Origin of the sequence: Enterobacter sp. JMULE2, from assembly GCF_013337145.1 — a bacterium.
In the GTDB taxonomy this organism is placed as follows: domain Bacteria; phylum Pseudomonadota; class Gammaproteobacteria; order Enterobacterales; family Enterobacteriaceae; genus Enterobacter; species Enterobacter mori.
In genome coordinates this window covers 467191-491700 of sequence record NZ_SGWD01000013.1, presented here as the reverse complement: position 1 = coordinate 491700, position 24510 = coordinate 467191, and the positions used below count along the sequence as shown (strand labels likewise).

Genomic DNA, 24510 nt, shown 5'->3' with positions numbered 1-24510 from the left:
TTCTGCTTTCGTCAGCAACGGATGCTGTCCAGGGCGAAAAGCTTCTTCCTCGTTTCGCCCTGCCTCCTCCCAAACATAACAAAAGTTGAGAAAATAAAAATAATGAGTAATTTCTTAATGATTCTTAAGATAAATCATCTCGCCTGAAATCCTGTTCCGTATAATTCGCTACCAACCTCAGGACAGCGACTAAGCTGAGAGAATATCAGCAGGCGTAACGTATTCATCATCTGGATTAATCTACAGCTCATGGCACTTCACAGTAAAAAGCTCTCTTTCACCCGGCCGATTATGGTCAGCTTTGCGGGGATCCTCTGCAGCTTCGCGCTGATCGCCGTGTTGATTACGCTTTCTCAGAGAAAGGATTTTCTTGAGGATTATCATAAGATTAATAGTAATTTCACCCATAACCTGGCGGTGAACTATACCGAATCCATTCTGCGTGAAAACGACTATATTCTGGGGCGTGCAGCGATGTATTTTGCGCGCAATGACCGGCTGAATCAGACAATCAACGTCGACCCGGCACAAGGGCTGCAGATGTTAATGCATTTGCAAAACCTGATGCCGACCGTGTCGTCCATCTCTTTGACAGACACGCAGGGGCATTATCTGCGCGCGCCGGAAGTGCTTCCAACGGAAAAGAGCAAGACATTCGACGCGCGAACCCGCCCGTGGTTTATAGGCCAGGCAGAGGCCAGTATCTTTAGCCACTATACCAGCCCCTATATGGACTATTTCACCGACCACCCAACCGTCACCCTCTACAAACCGGTGATTTCACCCGAAGGCAGGCTGAAGGGAACGCTCGCTTTTCATCTCGATTTGACCTCTATGGGATACACCCTTCGTCAAATGGTGGCACCCGTACAGGGGGAATTTTTCGTTGTCGAACGCGATGGTGCCGTGGTACTTCACCCGGACACGGGCGCGCTCTTTAAACCGTACGTCAGCGAAGCGCTGATGGACAAAATGACCAGCGGCGAAGGCCATTTATTCGATCCAAAAAGCAAATCCTGGTACTACTACTACTCCTTCACCAACCCGGACTGGTTTGTTATTTATCGGGTATCCGACGCCACGCTTACCGCCATTACCCGCCACGAAACCGTTGTTGTCAGTTGGGGATTTGCACTCGCAGCCATTATCATCATTCTGTTTGGTTTGTACCTGCGCCATGCTTCCCGTACTGTGCTGATGAATATTATCAACGCCATCAAAACCGGGGATGTCAGCCAGGCCCCGCGCCTTGAGGCAATGCTCAGCCATACCATTCAGTCAAACAAAGAGCGTGAACAGGCCTATGTGCGTCAGGCAACCCATGATGCATTAACGGGCTGTAAAAACCGCCGCGCTTTCGACAACGATGTGGATGAACTGCTGAACGCCCATCAACCTTTCGCGCTGGGCCTGATCGATATCGATAACTTCAAATCCATTAATGACACCTGGGGACACCTGAGCGGCGATATCGTTTTGCGTAACGTTGCCCGCGAGGGGATCCAGATCATGCAGCCCCATCACATCTCTGTTTACCGCTACGGCGGCGAAGAGTTCGCGGTGATCTTCCATACGGAGCCGATCGCTACCGCTCACGCGCTGCTGGAAGCGTGGCGCACCGCCGTGGAACGGCGCGTCTGGCGTGAGGAAAACCTGCACGTGACGTTCAGTGCGGGCCTAGGGGAATGGCACTTCGAGCCGCTGGAACACTTTGTAGGTAGCGTCGATGGCGCGCTTTACACGGCAAAACAGCAGGGAAAAAATCGTATCGTTCGTACATCTGACAGCGAGTGACCACAAAATTGTAACCGGTTTCAGAAAAATGCCGATTTCTTTGTGATGCCTGACACACAATCACGGTAAAGCGGTTGTTGAAGCGGTCTGCACGGGATAATTATCAATAAACACATGTAGATCGAGGCTGATTATGAAGAACATCGTTTTATGCTGTGCAGCGGGAATGTCAACCAGCATGCTGGTTCAACGTATGAAAGATGCCGCGCAGAAAAAAGGGGTTGAAGTCACCATTAAAGCCGTTCCGGTCGCGGAGTTTAAAGACAATATCGCGACGGCCGACATCGTATTGCTGGGGCCACAGGTAAAATACGAGCAGGCGAAACTTCAGGCTCAGGCCGACCCGCTGGGCAAAAAAGTCGCGGTGATCGACATGATGGATTACGGCATGATGAAAGGTGATGCCGTACTGGAAAAAGCGCTCAAGCTGCTGGAGTCATAATGGAAGACTTAGAAACCACAATCATGGAACTGCTGGTGAACGCGGGCGCAGCGCGAAGTGCTGCTCTGACCGCACTGCAGATGGCACGTAAAGGCGACTTTGACGAAGCCGAGAAGGCGATGGAAGAGTCGCGCGAATATGTAAAACACGCGCATACGATCCAGACGCAGCTTATCGGTCTTGATGAAGGAACCGGGAAACTTCCGGTTAACCTGATCACCGTTCACTCTCAGGATCACCTGATGAACGCGATGGTCATTCAGGATCTGGCGGGCGATATGATTGAACTTTATCGACGGATCCCGTTGGTAAACTGATAACACACAGATGTAAAAAAACCCGCCGAGGCGGGTTTTTTATTGTCGAGTGGCGCTACGCTTACCCGACCTACGAGGCACATGCCCGGTAATGTTTATCACCGGGCATCAACGATTACTCGTTGTCGGAACCGCCCAGACCTGCGTTCAGCAGTTCTGCCAGGCTCGCGGATGCATCTTCTGCAGTGACCTGCGGTGCAGCTGGCAGTTCGCCCGCAGCACGACGACGCATACGATCCTGGTGGTACGCATAACCGGTACCGGCCGGGATCAGACGACCCACGATAACGTTCTCTTTCAGACCGCGCAATTCATCACGCTTACCAGCAACAGCCGCTTCGGTCAGGACACGCGTGGTCTCCTGGAACGATGCTGCAGAGATGAAGGACTCGGTTGCCAGAGACGCTTTGGTGATACCCAGCAGATCGCGTGCGAAGGTCGCACCGATTTTGCCGTTCGCTTCCAGATCGCGGTTAGCAATCTTAACGCGAGAGTATTCAACCTGTTCGCCTTCCAGGAACTCGGAGCTGCCTGCGTTTTCGATGGTTGCTTTACGCAGCATCTGACGAACGATAACTTCGATGTGCTTATCGTTAATCTTAACGCCCTGCAGACGGTAAACGTCCTGTACTTCGTTGGTGATGTAACGCGTTACCGCGTGTACGCCACGAAGACGCAGAATGTCGTGCGGAGCTTCTGGACCATCGGAAACCACGTCACCACGTTCTACACGTTCACCTTCGAACACGTTGAGCTGACGCCATTTAGGAATCATCTCTTCGTACGGCTCGCTGCCATCTACTGGGGTGATAACCAGACGGCGTTTACCTTTGGTCTCTTTACCGAAGGAAATGATACCGCTGATTTCAGCCAGGATTGCAGGCTCTTTCGGACGACGTGCTTCAAACAGGTCCGCAACGCGTGGCAGACCACCGGTGATGTCCTTGGTACCGCTGGATTCCTGAGGAATACGCGCCAGAGCATCACCCGCACCGATCTGAATGCCATCTTCCAGCTGTACGATCGCTTTACCCGGCAGGAAGTACTGCGCAGGCATGTCGGTACCCGGGATCAGAACGTCGTTACCCTGACCATCAACGATTTTCAGTGCAGGACGCAGATCTTTACCACCGGCAGTACGTTCAGCAGAATCCAGAACCACCAGAGAAGACAGACCGGTCAGCTCGTCGGTCTGACGAGTAATGGTCTGGCCGTCGATCATGTCAGTGAAGCGGATGAAACCACTTACTTCGGTGATAACCGGCATGGTGTGTGGATCCCAGTTTGCAACGGTTTCACCGCCGGCAACCTGCTCGCCATCACCTTTCGCCATAACCGCACCGTAAGGCACTTTATAGCTCTCTTTGGTACGACCGAATTCGTCGATCAGCTTCAGCTCGGTGTTACGAGAGGTCACAACCAGCTTGCCTGCGGAGTTAACAACAGACTTCGCGTTGCTGAGCTTGATGCTACCTTTGTTTTTCACCTGGATGCTGGATTCAGCAGCCGCACGAGATGCCGCACCACCGATGTGGAACGTACGCATCGTCAGCTGTGTACCCGGCTCACCGATGGACTGTGCCGCGATAACGCCGATTGCTTCACCTTTGTTGATGATGTGGCCACGCGCCAGGTCACGACCGTAGCAGTGCGCACATACACCAAAGTCGGTGTCACAGGATACAACGGAACGCACTTTCACGGAGTCAACAGAGTTCGCTTCCAGCAGGTCACACCAGTGCTCGTGCAGCAGCGTGTTGCGTGGAACCAGAATGTCTGCAGTGCCCGGCTTCAGAATGTCTTCCGCGGTCACACGACCCAGAACGCGATCGCGCAGTGGCTCTTTAACATCACCACCCTCGATAACCGGGGTCATGGTGATACCTTCGAGGGTGCCACAATCGTCTTCGGTCACAACCAGATCCTGCGCAACGTCAACCAGACGACGCGTCAGATAACCGGAGTTCGCTGTTTTCAGTGCGGTATCCGCCAGACCTTTACGAGCACCGTGCGTGGAGATGAAGTACTGGAGTACGTTCAGACCTTCACGGAAGTTCGCGGTGATTGGCGTTTCGATGATGGAGCCATCTGGCTTCGCCATCAGACCACGCATACCTGCCAGCTGACGAATCTGTGCTGCGGAACCACGCGCACCGGAGTCGGCCATCATGTAGATGCTGTTGAAGGAAACCTGCTGCTCTTCTACGCCGTCACGGTTAATCACGGTTTCGGTCTGCAGGTTATCCATCATCGCTTTGGATACACGATCGTTCGCCGCTGCCCAGATATCGATAACTTTGTTATAGCGTTCGCCTGCGGTTACCAGACCAGACTGGAACTGCTCCTGGATCTCAGCAACTTCGGCTTCCGCTTCAGAGATGATCTCGTGTTTCTTCTCTGGGATGACCATGTCATCGATACCAACAGATGCACCTGAACGCGCTGCATAAGCAAAGCCGGTGTACATTGTCTGGTCAGCGAAGATTACGGTCGGCTTCAGACCCAGAATGCGGTAACAGGTGTTCAGCATTTTGGAGATCGCTTTCTTGCCCAGCGCCTGGTTGACGATGGAGAAAGGCAGACCTTTCGGTACGATCATCCACAGAATGGCACGGCCAACGGTCGTGTCTTTCAGGCTGGTTTTCGCAACGAATTCGCCGTTTTCATCTTTTTCGTATTCGGTGATACGCACTTTAACGCGCGCATGCAGAGAGGCCAGGCCAGCGCGATAAATACGCTCAGCTTCTTTCGGGCCAGTCAGCACCATGCCTTCGCCTTTGGCGTTAACACAGTCACGGGTCATGTAGTACAGACCCAATACAACGTCCTGAGAAGGAACGATAATTGGTTCACCGTTCGCTGGAGACAGGATGTTGTTGGTAGACATCATCAGCGCACGCGCTTCGAGCTGGGCTTCCAGCGTCAGCGGTACGTGAACAGCCATCTGGTCACCATCGAAGTCGGCGTTATAAGCCGCACAAACCAGCGGGTGCAGCTGGATAGCTTTACCTTCGATCAGGACTGGCTCAAATGCCTGGATACCCAGACGGTGCAGTGTTGGTGCACGGTTCAGCAGTACCGGGTGTTCGCGGATCACTTCGTCCAGGATATCCCAAACGACAGCTTCTTCACGCTCAACCATTTTCTTCGCGGCTTTGATGGTGGTGGCCAGGCCACGCAGTTCCAGCTTGCCGTAAATGAACGGTTTGAACAGCTCCAGTGCCATTTTCTTCGGCAGACCGCACTGATGCAGACGCAGGTATGGACCTACGGTGATTACAGAACGACCGGAGTAGTCAACACGCTTACCGAGCAGGTTCTGACGGAAACGACCCTGTTTACCTTTGATCATGTCGGCCAAAGATTTCAGAGGACGTTTGTTCGAACCAGTGATCGCACGACCGCGACGACCGTTATCCAGCAGGGCATCTACCGCTTCTTGCAGCATACGTTTTTCGTTGCGTACGATGATGTCCGGCGCAGCCAGATCCAGCAGACGCTTCAGACGGTTGTTACGGTTGATAACGCGACGATACAGATCGTTCAGATCGGACGTTGCGAAACGACCACCATCCAGCGGTACCAGTGGACGCAGATCTGGCGGCAGAACCGGCAGAACGGTCAGGATCATCCACTCTGGCTTGTTGCCAGACTGAACGAACGCTTCCAGCAGTTTGATACGCTTGGTCAGCTTTTTACGCTTGGTTTCGGAGTTAGTTTCGTTCAGCTCTTCACGCAGCTGCTCGCACTCTTGCTCCAGATCCATGCTCTTCAGCAGGGCCTGGATAGCTTCCGCACCCATCTTCGCGTCGAATTCGTCACCGAACTCTTCCAGCGCGTCCAGATACTGTTCTTCGGTCAGAATCTGGTTACGTTCCAGGTTCGTCATACCGCCTTCGATCACAACATAAGATTCGAAGTACAGAACACGTTCGATATCGCGCAGCGGCATATCCAGCAGCAGGCCGATACGGGACGGCAGAGATTTCAGGAACCAGATGTGAGCAGTCGGAGACGCCAGCTCAATGTGGCCCATACGCTCACGGCGTACTTTGGTCTGGGTCACTTCAACGCCGCACTTCTCACAGATCACACCACGGTGTTTCAGGCGCTTGTACTTACCGCACAGGCACTCGTAGTCTTTTACTGGCCCGAAAATACGCGCACAGAAAAGGCCGTCACGCTCAGGTTTGAACGTACGGTAGTTGATGGTTTCCGGCTTTTTAACTTCACCAAAAGACCATGAACGGATCATGTCTGGCGAAGCCAGAGCAATTTTGATCGCATCAAACTCTTCGGTTTTAGTCTGCGCTTTCAGAAACTTTAATAAATCTTTCACGGATTTGCTCCCGTCGGAGTTAGCACAATCTGGTGTCGGGGGTTAACCCGACACCAGTGACCTGTTTGAGCGAGAATTACTCGTCTTCCAGTTCGATGTTGATACCCAGCGAACGAATCTCTTTCAACAGTACGTTGAAGGATTCTGGCATGCCCGGCTCCATCTGATGGTTGCCGTCCACGATGTTCTTATACATCTTGGTACGACCGTTCACGTCATCAGACTTAACGGTGAGCATTTCCTGCAGGGTGTATGCTGCGCCGTATGCTTCCAGCGCCCACACTTCCATCTCCCCGAAGCGCTGACCACCGAACTGAGCCTTACCACCCAGCGGCTGCTGAGTAACCAGGCTGTAAGAACCGGTAGAACGAGCGTGCATCTTGTCGTCGACCAGGTGGTTCAGTTTCAGCATGTACATGTAACCTACGGTTACCGGACGCTCGAACTGTTCACCGGTACGGCCGTCAAACAGCGTAATCTGACCAGACGTTGGCAGACCACCCAGTTGCAGCAGCTCTTTAATTTCAGCTTCTTTTGCACCGTCGAATACCGGCGTTGCAATTGGCATACCCTTACGCAGGTTTTCCGCCAGACGCAGAACTTCATCATCGCTGAAGGTGTTCAGGTCGACTTTCTGACGCACGTCGGTACCCAGATCGTAGGCACGCTGGATGAATTCGCGCAGTTTCGCGACTTCTTCCTGCTGCTTCAGCATGGCGTTAATCTTGTCGCCGATACCTTTCGCAGCCATACCCAGGTGGGTTTCCAGGATCTGACCGATGTTCATACGAGACGGTACACCCAGTGGGTTCAGTACGATATCTACCGGCGTACCGTTAGCATCGTGCGGCATATCTTCGATCGGGTTGATCTTAGAGATAACACCCTTGTTACCGTGACGACCTGCCATCTTATCACCAGGCTGGATCTGACGTTTAACGGCCAGATAAACCTTAACAATCTTCAGCACGCCTGGTGCCAGATCGTCGCCCTGAGTGATTTTGCGGCGTTTCGCTTCGAGTTTTTTCTCGAACTCGTGTTTCAGTTCGTCATACTGCTCAGCCAGCTGTTCCAGCTGATTTTGTTTCTCTTCATCGGTCAGGCCCAGTTCCAGCCAGCGATCGCGTGGCAGTTTGTCGAGCTTCTCAGCTTCAACGCCACCGGCAACCAGCACCGCATAGATACGGCTGAACAGACCCGCTTCGAGGATCTGCAGTTCTTCAGACAGGTCTTTCTTAGCCTGTTTGAGCTGCATCTCTTCGATTTCCAGCGCACGCTTATCTTTCTCAACGCCGTCACGGGTGAAGACCTGAACATCGATAACCGTACCGGAAACACCGTTTGGTACGCGCAGAGAAGAGTCTTTAACGTCAGACGCTTTCTCACCGAAGATTGCACGCAGCAGTTTCTCTTCTGGCGTCAGCTGGGTTTCACCTTTAGGCGTAACCTTACCAACCAGAATGTCGCCGCCGGTCACTTCAGCACCGATGTAAACGATACCGGATTCATCCAGTTTAGAGAGCGCAGCTTCACCCACGTTCGGGATGTCAGCGGTGATCTCTTCTGGCCCCAGCTTGGTGTCACGGGACACACATGCCAGTTCCTGAATGTGGATGGTGGTGAAACGATCTTCCTGAACCACACGCTCGGAGACGAGGATGGAGTCTTCGAAGTTGTAACCGTTCCACGGCATGAACGCTACGCGCATGTTCTGACCGAGCGCCAGTTCACCGAGGTCGGTGGACGGACCGTCTGCCAGCACGTCGCCGCGCTCAACTGGCTCACCCAGAGATACGCAAGGCATCTGGTTGATACAGGTGTTCTGGTTAGAACGGGTGTATTTGGTCAGGTTATAAATGTCGATACCCGCTTCGCCCGGATACATCTCGTCTTCGTTAACTTTGATAACGATACGGGATGCGTCGACGTACTGAACGGTACCGCCACGCTTAGCAACTGCAGTAACACCGGAGTCAACGGCAACAGCACGTTCCATACCGGTACCAACCAGCGGCTTATCAGCACGCAGAGTTGGAACGGCCTGACGTTGCATGTTCGCACCCATCAATGCACGGTTGGCGTCATCGTGTTCCAGGAACGGGATCAGGGACGCACCGACGGATACCACCTGCTGGGTGGATACGTCCATGTAGTCAACCTGGTCGCGGCTGAACAAGCTGGATTCGCCTTTGCTACGGCAGGTAACCAGATCTTCTACAAAGTGGCCTTCGTCATCCAGGTTGGAGTTCGCCTGAGCGATAACGTAGTTGCCTTCTTCGATAGCAGACAGGTAATGAATTTCGTCGGTAACAACACCGTCGGTCACTTTACGATACGGGGTCTCGAGGAAACCGTATTCGTTAGTCTGTGCGTACACGGACAGGGAGTTGATCAGACCGATGTTTGGACCTTCAGGCGTTTCGATTGGACATACGCGACCGTAGTGGGTCGGGTGTACGTCTCGAACTTCAAAGCCTGCGCGTTCACGGGTCAGACCGCCTGGGCCGAGTGCAGAGATACGACGTTTGTGCGTAATCTCAGACAGCGGGTTGTTCTGGTCCATGAACTGAGACAGCTGGCTTGAACCGAAGAACTCTTTCACTGCTGCAGAAATCGGCTTGGCGTTGATCATATCCTGAGGCATCAGGGTATCCAGATCGCCCAGAGACAGACGCTCTTTCACCGCACGCTCAACACGCACCAGGCCAACGCGGAACTGGTTTTCCGCCATTTCGCCTACGGAACGGATACGACGGTTGCCGAGGTGGTCGATATCATCCACTTCGCCTTTACCGTTACGGATATCGATGAGCTTCTTCATCACTTCGATGATGTCGTCTTTGCTCAGGATACCGGAACCTTCGATCTCATCACGCAGCAGAGAACGGTTGAACTTCATACGACCAACCGCGGACAGATCGTAGCGGTCTTCGGAGAAGAACAGGTTCTCGAACAGGCTTTCCGCCGCTTCGCGAGTTGGTGGCTCACCAGGACGCATCATGCGGTAGATTTCTACCAGCGCGCTCAGACGATCGGTGGTTGGGTCGACACGGATAGTCTCAGAAATATACGCGCCGTGGTCCAGATCGTTGGTGAACAGCGTTTCGATACGTTTGTGGCCAGACTGGCTCAGCTTAGCCAGCAGATCCAGGCTCAGCTCCATGTTCGCTGGGCAGATCAGCTCACCCGTTGATTCGTCAACGTAATCTTTCGCGGCTACTTTTCCTGCAATGTACTCAACCGGAACTTCGATGAGTTTGATATCATCTTTTTCCAGCTGGCGGATATGGCGCGCGGTGATACGGCGACCTTTTTCCACATACACTTTGCCGTCGGCTTCGATGTCGAACGACGCGGTCTCACCACGCAGACGTTCCGGCACCAGCTCCATCTGCAGCTTGTTGTCGCGGATTTCAAAGATCACTTTCTCAAAGAACAGGTCCAGGATCTGTTCAGTGGTGTATTGCAGCGCACGCAGAATGATGGTTGCAGGCAGCTTACGACGACGGTCGATACGGACAAACAGGTTGTCTTTCGGATCGAACTCGAAGTCCAGCCATGAACCACGGTAAGGAATGATACGTGCGTTATACAGTACTTTACCGGAAGAGTGTGTTTTACCTTTATCGCTGTCGAAGAAGACGCCCGGGCTACGATGCAGCTGGGAAACGATAACACGCTCAGTACCGTTGATTACGAAAGTACCGTTGTCTGTCATGAGTGGAATTTCACCCATGTAGACTTCTTGTTCTTTAATGTCTTTAACGGTGCCTTCCGGCGCTTCGCGCTCGTAGATCACCAGACGCAGTTTTACGCGCAGCGGTGCGGAATAGGTCACGCCACGGATCTGACATTCCTGAACGTCAAACACCGGTTCGCCAAGGCGGTAGCTGACGTACTGCAGCTCGGAGTTACCGCTGTAGCTCTGAATCGGGAACACGGAGCGGAAGGCTGCTTCCAGACCGTACTGCCCTTCAGGATCTTGCTCGATAAACTTCTGGAACGAGTCAAGCTGGATAGAAAGGAGATATGGAATGTCCAGAACTTGTGGACGTTTACCAAAATCCTTACGAATACGTTTTTTCTCGGTATAGGAGTAAACCATAGGGTTCCTCAGCTCGCTGACAAGTCGACCCATCTGTCCGACGAAGGGACAGTTTGTGCAACACCATTTTGTGGACCGGAAAATTGAATACTTTCCGCAATACCTGTTGCTATCACGCTTAAATCATTTCGTCGCGATTTACACAGAGCGAGCACCCTGTCGCAATATATTAAGTCGTCGATAGAAACATGCATTGTCAGGACAACCAGCAGTCAAACAGTGTGAAATGCTACTGATGCCTTACAGCGCAAAAAGGCTGGTGACTAAAAAGTCACCAGCCATCAGCCTAATGACTTAGGCTGCAACCAGAAAAGTTGGCTTATTTAACTTCAACTTCAGCGCCAGCTTCTTCCAGAGATTTTTTCAGTGCTTCTGCGTCGTCTTTGCTCACGCCTTCTTTCAGCGCAGCTGGAGCAGATTCTACCAGGTCTTTAGCTTCTTTCAGACCCAGGCCAGTTGCGCCACGTACTGCTTTGATAACAGCAACTTTGTTAGCGCCAGCAGCTTTCAGAATTACGTCGAATTCAGTTTTTTCTTCAGCAGCTTCAGCCGGGCCCGCAGCTACAGCTACAGCAGCAGCAGCAGAAACACCGAATTTTTCTTCCATTGCAGAAATCAGTTCTACAACGTCCATTACGGACATAGCTGCAACTGCTTCAATGATTTGATCTTTAGTGATAGACATTTAAATTGTTCCTGAAAATCAGAATAAGTTTATACGTAAGCAAATGCTTTATAAAGATAACTGCGATTAAGCAGCTTCTTTCGCATCGCGAACAGCAGCCAGAGTGCGAACCAGTTTGCCAGCCGAAGCTTCTTTCATGGTTGCCATCAGGCGTGCAATTGCTTCTTCGTAGGTCGGCAGGGTTGCCAGGCGATCGATTTGCGATGCCGGGATCAACTCACCTTCAAAGGCTGCAGCTTTGACCTCAAATTTTGCATTCGCTTTCGCGAACTCTTTGAACAGACGAGCAGCAGCGCCCGGGTGTTCCATAGAGTATGCAATAAGGGTCGGACCAACAAACGTGTCTTTCAGGCACTCGAACTGAGTACCTTCAACTACGCGACGCAGCAGGGTGTTACGAACAACACGCATGTATACGCCAGCTTCACGACCTGCTTTACGCAGTTCAGTCATTTTGTCTACAGTAACGCCACGGGAATCCGCAACTACTGCAGACAGCGCGCCTTTGGCTACTTCGCTGACTTCAGCAACAATCGCTTGTTTGTCTTGAAGATTTAAAGCCATTAGCTTTGCTCCTGGATGTTTGCCGGAACTCATGTCCCGGAACTCACTTCACTCTCCCCAACGAGAAGAGCGTCTTAATACGGTGAGCAGAAACAAGCCAGAGTATTCAAAAATAATCTTAGCGTTCTGTCACCGTCTACGCAGGGGATTAAGTCTCTTGCGAAACACCTGCGGTCTTCGACGGAGGCCTGGATTAGGCCAGGCTCCAACGAACAATTCTGTTAGCCGCTAACTTTCGTTAGCAAACGTGGGGGTAAGATTGTAGACAAAATCACCGCCCACGTAAAGGCATTAGTTTGCAGCAGCGCTCAGGCCAGCCTGGTCAACTGCAACACCTGCACCCATGGTGGTGGAGATGCTAACTTTCTTGATGTACACGCCTTTAGCCTGAGTTGGTTTTGCTTTTTTCAGCGCAACCAGCAGAGATTCCAGGTTTTCTTTCAGTTTGTCAGCGTCAAAGTCCACTTTACCGATGGTGGTGTGGATGATGCCGTTTTTGTCGTTACGATAACGAACCTGACCTGCTTTAGCGTTCTTAACCGCTTCAGCAACGTTAGGGGTTACAGTACCCACTTTCGGGTTTGGCATCAGGCCGCGTGGACCCAGAACCTGGCCCAGCTGGCCAACAACGCGCATTGCATCTGGAGAAGCAATAACAACGTCAAAGTTCATTTCGCCTTTCTTGATCTGATCAGCCAGATCTTCCATACCTACCAGTTCAGCGCCGGCAGCTTTAGCAGCTTCAGCGTTTGCACCCTGAGCAAATACAGCTACGCGAACGGAACGGCCAGTACCGTGTGGCAGTACAGTTGCGCCACGAACGTTCTGATCGGATTTACGAGCGTCGATGCCCAGGTTAACAGCAACGTCAACGCTTTCAACGAACTTAGCAGTTGCCAGTTCTTTCAGCAGAGCGATAGCTTCGTTGATGTCGTACTGTTTGGTCGCATCAACTTTGTCACGGATCACGGACATGCGCTTGGTCAGTTTAGCCATTTCTTAGTCCTCCACTACCAGGCCCATGGAACGTGCAGTACCTTCGATTGAGCGAGTCATCGCTTCAATGTCGGCACCAGTCATGTCGGCAGCTTTGGTCTGCGCGATTTCCTGCAGCTGAGCGCGGGAAATTTTACCCACTTTGTCTTTGTTCGGTTTACCGGAACCAGACTTGATACCAGCCGCTTTCTTCAGCAGAACTGCTGCTGGAGGGGTTTTGGTAACGAAAGTGAAAGAACGGTCAGCGTAAACAGTGATTACGACTGGGATTGGCAGACCTTTTTCCAGGGATTCAGTTTTTGCGTTGAACGCTTTACAGAATTCCATGATGTTCACACCCTGCTGACCCAGAGCTGGACCAACTGGTGGACTTGGGTTCGCCATACCAGCTGCAACCTGCAGCTTGACGTAGGCTTGTACTTTCTTAGCCATTCTAAAATCCTCTGATTGGGTGATAGCGCCTCAGAGAGGCTCCCCGTGAATAAAATTCGTTTTACGGGCCGTAACCCATAAAAACAAAAGGCGCGAAATTGTATTCCAATCTCGCGCCTTGTGCAACGATTTAATCGTTGCTTTTTTGATCGCTGCTTAGGCTTTTTCGACCTGTGCAAAGTCCAGCTCTACCGGGGTCGCACGACCGAAGATAGAAACAGACACTTTCAGGCGGGACTTCTCGTAGTCCACTTCTTCAACGACGCCGTTAAAGTCAGCAAACGGACCGTCATTAACACGAACCATCTCACCCGGTTCAAACAGCGTTTTCGGACGCGGCTTATCACCCACCTGCTGCAGGCGGTTCATAATCGCATCAACTTCTTTATCGCTGATTGGCGCCGGACGGTCAGACGTGCCGCCGATAAAGCCCATCACGCGCGGTACGCTGCGCACCAGGTGCCAGCTCGCGTCGTTCATCACCATCTGAACCAGCACGTAACCCGGGAAGAATTTACGCTCGCTTTTGCGACGTTGGCCGCCACGGATCTCGACCACTTCTTCGGTCGGAACCATAACTTCGCCAAATAACTCTTCCATGTTGTGTAATTTGATATGCTCACGCAGCGACGTAGCTACGCGGCCTTCAAAACCGGAAAACGCCTGAACGACGTACCAACGCTTTTTAGGGGCTTCAGACATCTTAGAACCTCAGGCCAGTGATAAAGGAAACCAGGCGAACCAGAATACCATCCAGTCCCCACAGGATCAGTGACATTACAGCGGTAACCGCCGCTACGATCAGCGTGGTGTGCAATGTTTCCTGGCGAGTCGGCCAAATGACCTTGCGGACTTCGGTACGTGCTTCGCGAGCGAAAGCGACAGTCGCTTTGCCTTTTGTCGTCAACAGCGCGACACCACCCGCTGCAGCAATCAGAATTACCACTGCAAGCGCGCGTAGCGGCAGCATCATGTCACGATAAAGATAGTTGCCAACAATTGCCACGATCAGCAGCACGGCTACAACTACCCATTTCATCGCTTCCAGGCCGCGCCCGCTCCCTTGAGCTTCGGTATTCGCACTCATAAACCAACCTGTCAGAAGTATTCTACAAACATTTTCACCCCGCGATTGCGAGGCAAACCAAATCGAAATGCTTATTCGCTTTTCGGATTATACGCTCTCTGCAGAGCCTGTCTCAGCAATGATTATGACAAAAATAATCACTGATGAGCCAGGTTCTGATGTGAAAGCGTGCAAAAAGGGCATCAAATGATGCCCTTTTATTGCGCATTGCGTCAAATGTTATCAGCGATTAGCCGAGAACTTTAGCAACAACGCCCGCGCCAACGGTACGGCCGCCTTCACGGATTGCGAAACGCAGACCATCGTCCATCGCGATTGGGTGGATCAGAGTCACAACCATCTTGATGTTGTCGCCTGGCATTACCATCTCAACGCCTTCTGGCAGTTCGATGGTACCGGTCACGTCAGTTGTACGGAAGTAGAACTGTGGACGGTAGCCTTTGAAGAACGGAGTATGACGGCCGCCTTCGTCTTTGGACAGGATGTACACTTCAGATTCGAACTTGGTGTGCGGCTTGATTGAGCCTGGCTTCGCCAGAACCTGACCACGTTCGATTTCTTCACGTTTGATACCACGCAGCAGAACACCAACGTTCTCACCAGCACGGCCTTCGTCCAGCAGTTTGCGGAACATTTCAACGCCAGTACAGGTAGACTTAGCAGTCTCTTTGATACCAACGATTTCAACTTCTTCACCAACTTTGATGATACCGCGCTCTACACGACCGGTAACAACGGTACCACGACCGGAGATGGAGAATACGTCTTCGATTGGCAGCAGGAATGGCTTGTCAATCGCACGCTCTGGTTCTGGGATGTAAGAATCCAGGAAGCCAGCCAGTTCGATGATTTTTGCTTCCCACTCTGCGTCGCCTTCCAGCGCTTTCAGCGCGGAACCACGAACGATTGGGGTATCGTCGCCTGGGAAATCGTACTGAGACAGCAGTTCACGAACTTCCATCTCTACCAGTTCCAGCAGCTCTTCGTCATCAACCATGTCGCATTTGTTCAGGAACACGATGATGAAAGGAACGCCTACCTGACGACCCAGCAGGATGTGCTCACGAGTCTGAGGCATTGGGCCGTCAGTCGCAGCAACAACCAGGATCGCGCCGTCCATCTGCGCAGCACCGGTGATCATGTTTTTAACATAGTCGGCGTGGCCTGGGCAGTCTACGTGTGCGTAGTGGCGAGTCGGGGTGTCGTACTCAACGTGGGAAGTGTTGATGGTGATACCACGAGCTTTTTCTTCTGGTGCGTTATCGATCTGGTCGAATGCGCGAGCAGAACCACCGTAGGTTTTTGCCAGAACGGTAGTGATTGCAGCGGTCAGCGTTGTTTTACCATGGTCAACGTGGCCGATAGTACCGACGTTAACGTGCGGTTTTGTACGTTCAAACTTTTCTTTAGACATCGATTGTCCCTCTAAGACACGGATAAATCGGTGATATCACCACATCAACCAGGCGAAATGCCTGAACTGTTGAATACATTTAAATTGAAACAGAGAGAAACGGGAGGAGAAGTGAAGTGGTGCTGATACCCAGAGTCGAACTGGGGACCTCACCCTTACCAAGGGTGCGCTCTACCAACTGAGCCATATCAGCACGTATTGGAGCGGGCAGCGGGAATCGAACCCGCATCATCAGCTTGGAAGGCTGAGGTAATAGCCATTATACGATGCCCGCATCCTGAAACTCGGCTACCCAGTTCTTTCTGTAACAAAAAAAGAGATTTCTCTCTTTTCATGTTCGAGCTGGTTAATTTTTCCAACCAGCTCCGGCGGCATTTACGCTGCCAGAAAGTGGTGGTGGGGGAAGGATTCGAACCTTCGAAGTCTGTGACGGCAGATTTACAGTCTGCTCCCTTTGGCCGCTCGGGAACCCCACCGGACTTGATGGTGCCGACTACCGGAATCGAACTGGTGACCTACTGATTACAAGTCAGTTGCTCTACCTACTGAGCTAAGTCGGCATCAAGTAGCGCGCATTCTATGGAGACATGCGCAGTCATGCAACTAAAAAATTGCATAAAACGTTCTTTCGCTCACATTTTATGCGAAACCAGTGCTTACCGCTTTAAATTCATCCGCTCGCGGTCAAATATTCAACATGAACCCCTGATTTACCCCTTCTATACCGTACCGTGATACCTCCCGCGTAAAGCATCGCTTTCCCATATTTTTTCTTATTATTCCTGTCATCTGGTGTTAACCTCCTGCCCATTGTCCAAAATTAACTATGTGAAGAGCCATGACCCGGCAGTTTTGTGCTGGCTCACAGAAGCATGCTTATGAGCAAAAAAGAGCAAACGTTAATGACACCCTATCTTCACTTTAACCGCAGCCAGTGGGCTGCCCTGCGTGATTCCGTTCCTATGACGCTGACGGAAGGTGAAATCGCACGGTTAAAAGGGATAAACGAAGATCTGTCCCTGGAAGAGGTGGCAGAAATTTATCTTCCCCTCTCTCGCTTGCTTAACTTCTATATAAGCTCGAACCTCCGCCGCCAGGCGGTACTGGAACAGTTCCTCGGTACTAACGGTCAGCGTATTCCTTATATCATCAGTATCGCGGGTAGCGTGGCAGTGGGTAAAAGCACCACCGCGCGCGTGTTACAGGCGTTACTAAGCCGCTGGCCAGAACACCGCAGCGTGGAGCTGATTACCACCGACGGCTTCCTGCATCCCAATGAAGTATTGAAAGAACGCGGGTTGATGAAGAAGAAGGGCTTCCCGCTCTCTTATGATATGCACCGTCTGGTGAAATTCGTCTCTGATCTGAAATCGGGCGCGCCTAACGTCACCGCGCCGGTTTACTCACATCTGATTTACGACCGTATCCCGGATGGAGACAAAACGGTTGTGCAGCCGGACATCCTGATTCTGGAAGGGTTAAACGTGCTGCAAAGCGGGATGGATTATCCTCACGACCCGCACCACGTCTTTGTGTCCGACTTTGTTGACTTCTCTATCTATGTTGATGCGCCGGAAGATCTGCTGAAAAGCTGGTATATCAACCGCTTCCTGAAGTTCCGCGAAGGGGCGTTCACCGATCCTGATTCCTACTTCCATAATTACGCCCAACTCTCTAAAGAAGAGGCGATCAACGTCGCAACGGGACTGTGGAATGAGATCAACTACGTGAACCTGAAAGAGAACATCCTGCCAACACGTGAGCGCGCCAGCCTGATCCTCACCAAGAGTGAGAAACACGCTGTCGACCAGATCCGTCTACGGAAGTCATAACGCAGATATAAAAAAAACCGGCTTCACGCCGGTTTTTTTCTTTACGCATGCGGCTTTTCGCCATTTTCATCCTGATCGACCGCGAAGCAGGCCACCAGTTGTCCACGATAATCCTTCAACTGTGGCTGCAACTGCGTGCAGGGCCCGAAGCGTCGGCTACAGCGGGCATTGAACGCACATCCCGGAGGTGGATTCAGCGGGCTTGGCAACTCGCCGGTCAGCTTAATGCGCTCACGACGATCGTCCGGATTCAGACGCGGCGTCGCAGACAGCAGTGCCTGGGTATACGGGTGACGAGGATTATTGAAGATCTGCTCTTTCGTCCCTTTCTCCACGCAGCGCCCTAAGTACATCACCATCACTTCATCGGCAATGTGCTCCACGACAGACAAATCATGTGAAATGAACACATACGACAGCCCCAGATCCTGCTGCAGATCCATCATCAGGTTCAGCACCTGCGCACGTACGGATACGTCGAGCGCAGAAACAGGCTCATCGGCAATCACCACGTCCGGGTCAAGCATCAGACCACGGGCGATGGCGATACGCTGACGCTGGCCGCCCGAGAACATATGCGGGTAGCGATCGTAATGCTCAGTTTTCAAACCCACTTTCGCCATCATCGCCAGCGCTTTCTCACGACGCTGCTCTTTGCTCAGGTTGCTGTTGATAAGCAAAGGCTCTTCCAGAATCTGCCCCACTTTTTTGCGCGGGTTCAGTGAACCGTACGGGTTCTGGAACACAATCTGGATTTTCTGGCGACGCAGCTTCTGCGCCTGTGGGTCGTGCTTGAGCAGATCCTGCCCCTGATAGTACAGTTCGCCGCCGGTTGGCACTTCAATCATCGTCAGCAGACGGCCCAGCGTCGATTTGCCACAGCCGGACTCCCCCACCACCGCGAGCGTTTTACCGCGCTCAAGGGTAAAGGAGACACCGTCCAGCGCTTTGACCAGGCGCTCGGGAGCAAATAAGCCCTTCTTCACCGGGTAGTGTTTTTTCAGGTCGATGGCCTGCAACAGCAGTTGTTGCGTACTCATAGTGTTGGCCTCCCGGCATCATCGAGTGGATAGTGGCATTTGGACTGGCGACCGTCAGCCAGCAGATTCAGCTCTGGCTCGTCGACGCGGCATTTATCCGTCGCATACGGGCAGCGCGGGTTAAGCAGACAGCCCTGCGGACGGTCATATTTACCCGGCACAACCCCCGGAAGCGAGGCCAGACGCGCTTTATCCTGCGCAAATTCCGGCAGCGCACGCAGCAGAGCCTGCGTATACGGATGACGCGGGGCACGGAAGATATCGTGCGAACTTCCGGTCTCCACCACCTGGCCTGCATACATCACGATGATTTTATGTGCCGCTTCAGCCACCAGCGCCAGATCGTGCGTAATCAGCACCAGCGCCATATTCTCTTTCTGCTGCAGCTCCAGCAGCAGCTCGATGATTTGCGCCTGGATGGTGACATCCAGCGCGGTTGTCGGTTCATCGGCGATCAGCAGTTTTGGCCGACAGGCAATTGCCATGGCGATCATCACACGCTGGCTCATCCCGCCGGATAACTGGTGCGGATACACATCCAGACGCGATGCCGGATCGGGAATACCCACCTGCGTCAGCAGATCGATAGCGCGCTGACGACGGGTTTGCTTGTTCCCCCCCTGATGCACCTTAATGGCTTCCATAATCTGGAAACCCACGGTGTAACACGGGTTCAGGCTGGTCATTGGATCCTGGAAGATCATTGCCACTTCCGCGCCCACCAGCTGGCGGCGCTGCTTCTCGGAAATGCGCTGCAGATCCTGACCATTAAATTCCAGGCTTTCCGCCATTACGCGGCCGGGATAATCAATCAGTCCCATAATTGCCAGCGAGCTGACTGACTTGCCGGAACCAGACTCCCCTACGATACCAACCACTTCGCCCTGATTTACGCTGTAGCTGATGCGGTCCACGGCGCGAAACGGTGTGCCTTCATCGCCGAAGTGCACCGATAATTTATCTACATTTAATAACGCCATCTCGTGCCTCTTACTGCTTCAGTTTGGGATCAAGTGCATCACGCAGACCATCACCCATCAGGTTAAATGCCAGCACCGTCAGCAGAATCGCCAGACCCGGGAAGGTGACGACCCACCAGGCGCTTTGCGCGAACTGCAACACGTCGGAGAGCATAGTGCCCCACTCCGGTGTTGGCGGCTGCGCACCCATGCCAAGGAAGCCAAGAGCGGCCATATCGAGAATGGCGTTAGAGAAACCGAGCGACGCCTGAACAATCAGCGGCGCAAGGCAGTTAGGCAGAATATTGACGAACATCTGGCGCATCGCACCCGCACCCGCCACGCGAGAAGCGGTGACGTAGTCTCGATTCACCTCAACCAGGACAGCCGCACGGGTTAATCGGACATAGTGCGGCAGCGCAACGAACGTCAACGCCAGGGCAGCATTACCTATCGAAGGTCCAAAGACCGCCACCAGCACTAGCGCCAGCAGCAGGCTTGGCAACGCCAGCATGATGTCGACGATACGCATAATGACGTTATCGACGATGCCGCCGAAGTAGCCAGCCACCAGGCCGAGCACAACGCCCATGATCAGCGACAGTACAACAACGAGGCAGCCCACCAGCAGCGACAGACGCGCGCCGTACATCAGACGTGACAGCACGTCACGACCCACATCATCGGTACCGAGCAGGTGTGTCAGGCTACCGCCGTCCTGCCAGGCAGGTGGCGCGAGTAGCGCATCGCGGAACTGGTCCGCCGGGTTATACGGTGCGAGGAAGTTCGCAAACACCGCAATCAGGATCATGATAACAACATACACCAGCCCTACCACCGCGCCTTTGTTGCGCTTGAAGTAGTGCCAGAACTCCTGCAGCGGCGTCATAGGAACCGGTGCAGCGACCACGTTATTTTGAGTGACTTGTGACATGACGGCCCCTTACTTCTTATGACGAATACGCGGGTTCACCACGCCGTACAGCAAATCGACCAGCAGGTTGACGAGGATAATCATCGTCGCAACCAGCAGTACACCGCCCTGCACAACCGGATAGTCACGGCGCTGCAGCGCGTCAATCAGCCAGCGACCGAGGCCCGGCCAGGAGAAGATGGTTTCCGTCAGGATCGCCCCTGCCAGCAGCGTCCCCACCTGCAGACCGATAACGGTAACGACCGGCAGCATGGCGTTACGCAGGGCATGAACGATGATGACGCGCATGCGGGTTAACCCTTTGGCACGCGCGGTACGGATGTAATCTTCGCCCAGCACTTCCAGCATGGAGGAACGGGTCATACGCACGATGACCGCCAGAGGAATGGTGCCCAGCACCATCGCAGGCAGGATCATGTGCGCGACGGCATCAATGAAGTTGCCCTCTTCGCCCCAGATAGCCGTGTCGATCAGCATAAAGCCGGTGAGCGGGTTGGTATCATCAAGGAAGACCATATCGCTGACGCGCCCGGAGACCGGGGTTAGGTTCCATTGCACGGAGACCAGCATGATCAGCATCATGCCCCACCAGAAGATAGGCATGGAGTAACCGGTCAGCGCCAGACCCACGGCGGTATGATCGAAAATAGAGCCACGCTTAACGGCAGCCAGTACCCCAACAGGAATACCCACCGCAGTGGCGAAAATCATGGCGCAGATGCCCAGTTCCAGCGTCGCTTTGAAACGCGGCACGAACTCGTCCCACACCGGAAGACGGCTTTTGAGTGAAATCCCTAAATCACCATGCAACACGCCCCAGATATAGTGGAGGTACTGCTGCCACATTGGCTTATCAAGGCCGAGTTCAGCCAGCAGTTGCGCATGACGCTCAGGGGAGATACCACGCTCGCCCGCCATAATCATTACCGGGTCGCCGGGGATCATATGGACGAAGGCAAAAGTGAGAAGGGTGATACCGATAAACGTCGGGATAACGAGTCCCAGACGTCGGAGGATGAACTGCAACATAACCCGGATTCTCTCTGATGACGCACGACCAGTGGCGTGACGTCTGTATTGCTCACAAATCTTATTCCCTCCCCTTTTAGAGAGGGAATAAAGCACTGCTGCCGGGTGGCGCTACGCTTACCCGGCCTACATACCGTAGGCCAGTGCAAGCGCAGCGCCGCCTGGCGTTGCTTTTAATTATTCAACAGATACGTTTTCGAAGTGGTGTTTGCCCAGTGGATCAACCACGTAGCCCTTCACTTCTTTACGCACTGGCTCGTACACGGTGGAGTGAGCAACAATCAGCGCCGGGGCCTGATCGTGCATAACAACCTGCGCTTGCTTGTACAGTTCAATACGTTTGTTGTGATCGTCGGTCGCACGCGCCGGCTGGATCAGATCTTCAAACGGCTTGTAGCACCAGCGAGAGTAGTTGGAACCGTCTTTCGCTGCCGCGCAGCTGAACAGGGTGGCGAAGAAGTTGTCCGGATCCCCATTGTCGCCGGTCCAGCCCATCATCACCGCCTGGTGTTCACCCGCTTTGGCGCGCTTCAGGTACTCGCCCCACTCGTAGGTCACAATCTTGGCCTGAACGCCGATCTTCGCCCAGTCAGCCTGAACCATTTCCGCCATACGGCGCGCGTTCGGGTTATATGGACGCTGAACAGGCATTGCCCACAGTTCAACGGTAAAGCCTTTATCCTGGCCTGCTTCTTTCAGCAGCGCTTTCGCTTTCTCAGGATCGTAGGTGTAGTCTTTAATGTCGTCGTTATAGCCCCACATGGTTGGTGGGATCAGGTTCTTGGCAGCAACGCCAGCGCCCTGGTAAACGGCTTTGATGATCGCTTCTTTGTTCACCGCGTAGGTCAGCGCCTGACGCACTTTCACATCATCAAACGGTTTCTTCTCGGTGTTGAAGGAGAGATAGCCCACGTTCAGGCCAGCCTGCTCCAGCAGGTTGATGTTCTTGTCCTGCTTCATACGAGCGATGTCAGCCGGGTTCGGGTACGGCATCACCTGGCATTCGTTTTTCTGCAGTTTTGCGTAACGCACGGAAGCGTCAGGCGTGATGGAGAAGACCAGACGGTCGATCTTCGGCTTGGTGCCCCAATAGCCTTCGAATGCTTTATACAGAATGCGGGAGTCTTTCTGGTACTGCAGCAGCTGGAATGGACCAGTACCGATTGGGTTCAGGTCGACTTTCTCCGGCGTACCGGCTTTCAGCATGTTGTCCGCGTACTCTTTAGAGAGGATAGAAGCGAAGTCCATGGCCAGGTCAGCCAGGAATGGCGCTTCCGGACGCGTCAGCACGAACTGAACGGTTTTATCGTCCACTTTCTTCACTTCGGCGATCAGGTCCGGCAGACCCATCCCTTCGAAGTATTCATAGCTGCCGCCAGACACTTTATGGTACGGGTTTTGGGCATTTTTCTGACGGTCGAAAGAGAACACAACGTCGTCGGCGTTAAAGTCGCGCGTTGGTTTGAATTCTTTGCTGTCCTGCCACTTCACGCCCTGACGCAGGTGGAAGGTATAGGTTTTACCGTCTTCGCTGACTTCCCACTTCTCAGCCAGACCCGGAATCACTTCCGTGGTGCCGGTTTTAAATTCAACCAGACGGTTATAGATCGGTACTGAGCTTGCGTCGTACGTCGTACCAGAGGTAAAGAGCTGTGGGTTAAAGCCTTCCGGCGAGCCTTCAGAACAGTAAACCAGGGTTTTTGCCTGTACGCTTGCTGCTACGGTCATAGCCACCAGGCTCAGACCAAGCTTTAGCATCCCTGACTTCTTCAAGGAAATACTCATTATTCTGCTCCAATGTGATGTTTTGCTTTGTTGTGTTACGCCGCCTGACCTTTATTTATTTTTTACCCGGTCTGGTCGGTGATGCCCGAAGGCTTTAAAGGGATGGAGAATCCTTTCAGAAGAGCGTTTGAGTTGCAGCGCAGATCGTCCCTGAAATGCCCCTCATGCCCTACAATCTGTCAACAGAATGTGAAAACGTCAATACAGGTGACGGGGATTTACGCGGAGTGTGAGAAACCGCAAACAAAGATTAAAAAAACCTCCGGCGCCAGTTTTCAGCAGGGAAATTTATGCTACTCGCCATGTGGCAGCACAAATATCTTCATATTTCGCAACATGTAGTGATTAACTTTTATTCAGATTGGGTAAATTTTCTTGCGGAATGGTGATTATCTGAGCACTAAATTCCGCGAACGTTAAAACGCACAGCGAAAAATGCTAAGGTTATCCATAAGCAACGCGAAAAAAGATCAATCCATATATAAAAAAATACAATGGATAATGTCACAAAATCGTTAACAGGCAGGGTGAAGCAGGGCTAAGGGGCGTTTTAATGAGTCTGGCTGGCTAACGCCATAATGCAAAAAGGGCTAACCTTGCGGTTAGCCCTTTTTTAAATGTGGTCGGCGAGAGAGGATTCGAACCTCCGACCCACTGGTCCCAAACCAGTTGCGCTACCAAGCTGCGCTACTCGCCGAATGCGGAGCGCATCTTACTGCTGAGGTGCGCCCCCGTCAATCCCTTATTTTCAAAAAG

The 24510-nt window shown here is 52.7% G+C and carries 18 protein-coding genes and 5 tRNA genes; 4 read left to right on the top strand and 19 right to left on the bottom strand.

All coding sequences use genetic code 11. From position 1 onward, the window contains the following. The first annotated feature begins 249 nt into the window (after positions 1-249). From EXW94_RS14605 to EXW94_RS14595, 3 genes are all read left to right on the top strand, one after another. A complete protein-coding gene (locus tag EXW94_RS14605) occupies positions 250-1794 on the top strand; it encodes a sensor domain-containing diguanylate cyclase (protein ID WP_174340384.1) in 1545 nt (514 codons plus the stop codon). A gap of 133 nt (positions 1795-1927) precedes the next feature. Further along, complete coding sequence (locus EXW94_RS14600; RefSeq protein WP_010425948.1) at positions 1928-2236, top strand: PTS sugar transporter subunit IIB; 309 nt, start codon at positions 1928-1930, stop codon at positions 2234-2236. Beyond that, positions 2236-2553 (top strand): PTS lactose/cellobiose transporter subunit IIA, encoded by a 318-nt coding sequence (locus tag EXW94_RS14595; RefSeq protein WP_003862327.1) that lies wholly within the window; start codon positions 2236-2238, stop codon positions 2551-2553. The genes EXW94_RS14600 and EXW94_RS14595 overlap by 1 nt, the downstream gene beginning before the upstream one ends. A 115-nt stretch (positions 2554-2668) precedes the next feature. Here EXW94_RS14595 and rpoC read toward each other — a convergent pair whose 3' ends face one another. The 13 genes from rpoC to EXW94_RS14530 all read right to left on the bottom strand — a co-directional run bounded on the left by rpoC (position 2669) and on the right by EXW94_RS14530 (position 16735). Next, complete coding sequence (rpoC, locus tag EXW94_RS14590) at positions 2669-6892, bottom strand: DNA-directed RNA polymerase subunit beta' (protein ID WP_042715985.1); 4224 nt, start codon at positions 6890-6892, stop codon at positions 2669-2671. 76 nt (positions 6893-6968) lie between these two features. Then, positions 6969-10997, bottom strand: coding sequence for a DNA-directed RNA polymerase subunit beta (gene rpoB / locus EXW94_RS14585; protein ID WP_100167617.1), 4029 nt, complete (start codon positions 10995-10997; stop codon positions 6969-6971). A 319-nt stretch (positions 10998-11316) separates the two neighbouring features. Then, positions 11317-11682: a 50S ribosomal protein L7/L12 gene (gene rplL, locus EXW94_RS14580; protein ID WP_006176746.1), complete on the bottom strand. Its 366-nt coding sequence runs from the start codon at positions 11680-11682 to the stop codon at positions 11317-11319. Positions 11683-11748: 66 nt separating this feature from the next. Continuing rightward, positions 11749-12246: a 50S ribosomal protein L10 gene (rplJ, locus tag EXW94_RS14575; protein ID WP_001207203.1), complete on the bottom strand. Its 498-nt coding sequence runs from the start codon at positions 12244-12246 to the stop codon at positions 11749-11751. A 291-nt stretch (positions 12247-12537) separates the two neighbouring features. Continuing rightward, entirely contained in the window at positions 12538-13242 is a 705-nt protein-coding gene (rplA, locus tag EXW94_RS14570; protein WP_006176745.1) for a 50S ribosomal protein L1, read from the bottom strand. 3 nt (positions 13243-13245) lie between these two features. Then, the gene (rplK, locus tag EXW94_RS14565) at positions 13246-13674 is read right to left on the bottom strand and encodes a 50S ribosomal protein L11 (protein WP_008503452.1); all 429 of its coding nucleotides are present in this window, start codon (positions 13672-13674) and stop codon (positions 13246-13248) included. A 156-nt stretch (positions 13675-13830) separates the two neighbouring features. Continuing rightward, a complete protein-coding gene (gene nusG / locus EXW94_RS14560) occupies positions 13831-14376 on the bottom strand; it encodes a transcription termination/antitermination protein NusG (protein ID WP_003862341.1) in 546 nt (181 codons plus the stop codon). Between the two features lies 1 nt (position 14377). Beyond that, complete coding sequence (gene secE / locus EXW94_RS14555; protein WP_003862342.1) at positions 14378-14761, bottom strand: preprotein translocase subunit SecE; 384 nt, start codon at positions 14759-14761, stop codon at positions 14378-14380. A gap of 229 nt (positions 14762-14990) precedes the next feature. Further along, the gene (tuf, locus tag EXW94_RS14550; RefSeq protein WP_023309456.1) at positions 14991-16175 is read right to left on the bottom strand and encodes an elongation factor Tu; all 1185 of its coding nucleotides are present in this window, start codon (positions 16173-16175) and stop codon (positions 14991-14993) included. A gap of 117 nt (positions 16176-16292) precedes the next feature. Further along, positions 16293-16368 (bottom strand) — tRNA-Thr (locus tag EXW94_RS14545). Positions 16369-16374: 6 nt separating this feature from the next. After that, positions 16375-16449: transfer RNA gene (locus EXW94_RS14540), tRNA-Gly, on the bottom strand. A gap of 117 nt (positions 16450-16566) precedes the next feature. Continuing rightward, positions 16567-16651: transfer RNA gene (locus EXW94_RS14535), tRNA-Tyr, on the bottom strand. A gap of 8 nt (positions 16652-16659) precedes the next feature. Next, a tRNA-Thr gene (locus tag EXW94_RS14530) sits at positions 16660-16735 on the bottom strand. A gap of 318 nt (positions 16736-17053) precedes the next feature. On the opposite strand from EXW94_RS14530, the gene coaA reads away from it, so the two are divergent. Next, entirely contained in the window at positions 17054-18007 is a 954-nt protein-coding gene (coaA, locus tag EXW94_RS14525; protein WP_010426211.1) for a type I pantothenate kinase, read from the top strand. Positions 18008-18048: 41 nt separating this feature from the next. On the opposite strand, the gene dppF is transcribed toward coaA, so the two are convergent. The 6 genes from dppF to EXW94_RS14495 form a co-directional block, all read right to left on the bottom strand. Continuing rightward, complete coding sequence (dppF, locus tag EXW94_RS14520) at positions 18049-19047, bottom strand: dipeptide ABC transporter ATP-binding subunit DppF (RefSeq protein WP_010426213.1); 999 nt, start codon at positions 19045-19047, stop codon at positions 18049-18051. Beyond that, positions 19044-20027 carry a dipeptide ABC transporter ATP-binding protein gene (gene dppD, locus EXW94_RS14515; RefSeq protein ID WP_010426220.1) on the bottom strand — a complete coding sequence of 328 codons (984 nt, stop codon included), beginning with the start codon at positions 20025-20027 and terminating at the stop codon, positions 19044-19046. Before dppD ends, dppF begins: the two co-directional genes overlap by 4 nt. A 10-nt stretch (positions 20028-20037) precedes the next feature. Then, a complete protein-coding gene (gene dppC, locus EXW94_RS14510) occupies positions 20038-20940 on the bottom strand; it encodes a dipeptide ABC transporter permease DppC (RefSeq protein ID WP_010426221.1) in 903 nt (300 codons plus the stop codon). A 9-nt stretch (positions 20941-20949) separates the two neighbouring features. Further along, positions 20950-21969 carry a dipeptide ABC transporter permease DppB gene (dppB, locus tag EXW94_RS14505; protein WP_006177810.1) on the bottom strand — a complete coding sequence of 340 codons (1020 nt, stop codon included), beginning with the start codon at positions 21967-21969 and terminating at the stop codon, positions 20950-20952. 177 nt (positions 21970-22146) lie between these two features. Then, the gene (gene dppA, locus EXW94_RS14500; protein ID WP_010426223.1) at positions 22147-23754 is read right to left on the bottom strand and encodes a dipeptide ABC transporter periplasmic-binding protein DppA; all 1608 of its coding nucleotides are present in this window, start codon (positions 23752-23754) and stop codon (positions 22147-22149) included. 620 nt (positions 23755-24374) lie between these two features. Beyond that, a tRNA-Pro gene (locus EXW94_RS14495) sits at positions 24375-24451 on the bottom strand. Between the last annotated feature and the right edge of the window lie 59 nt (positions 24452-24510).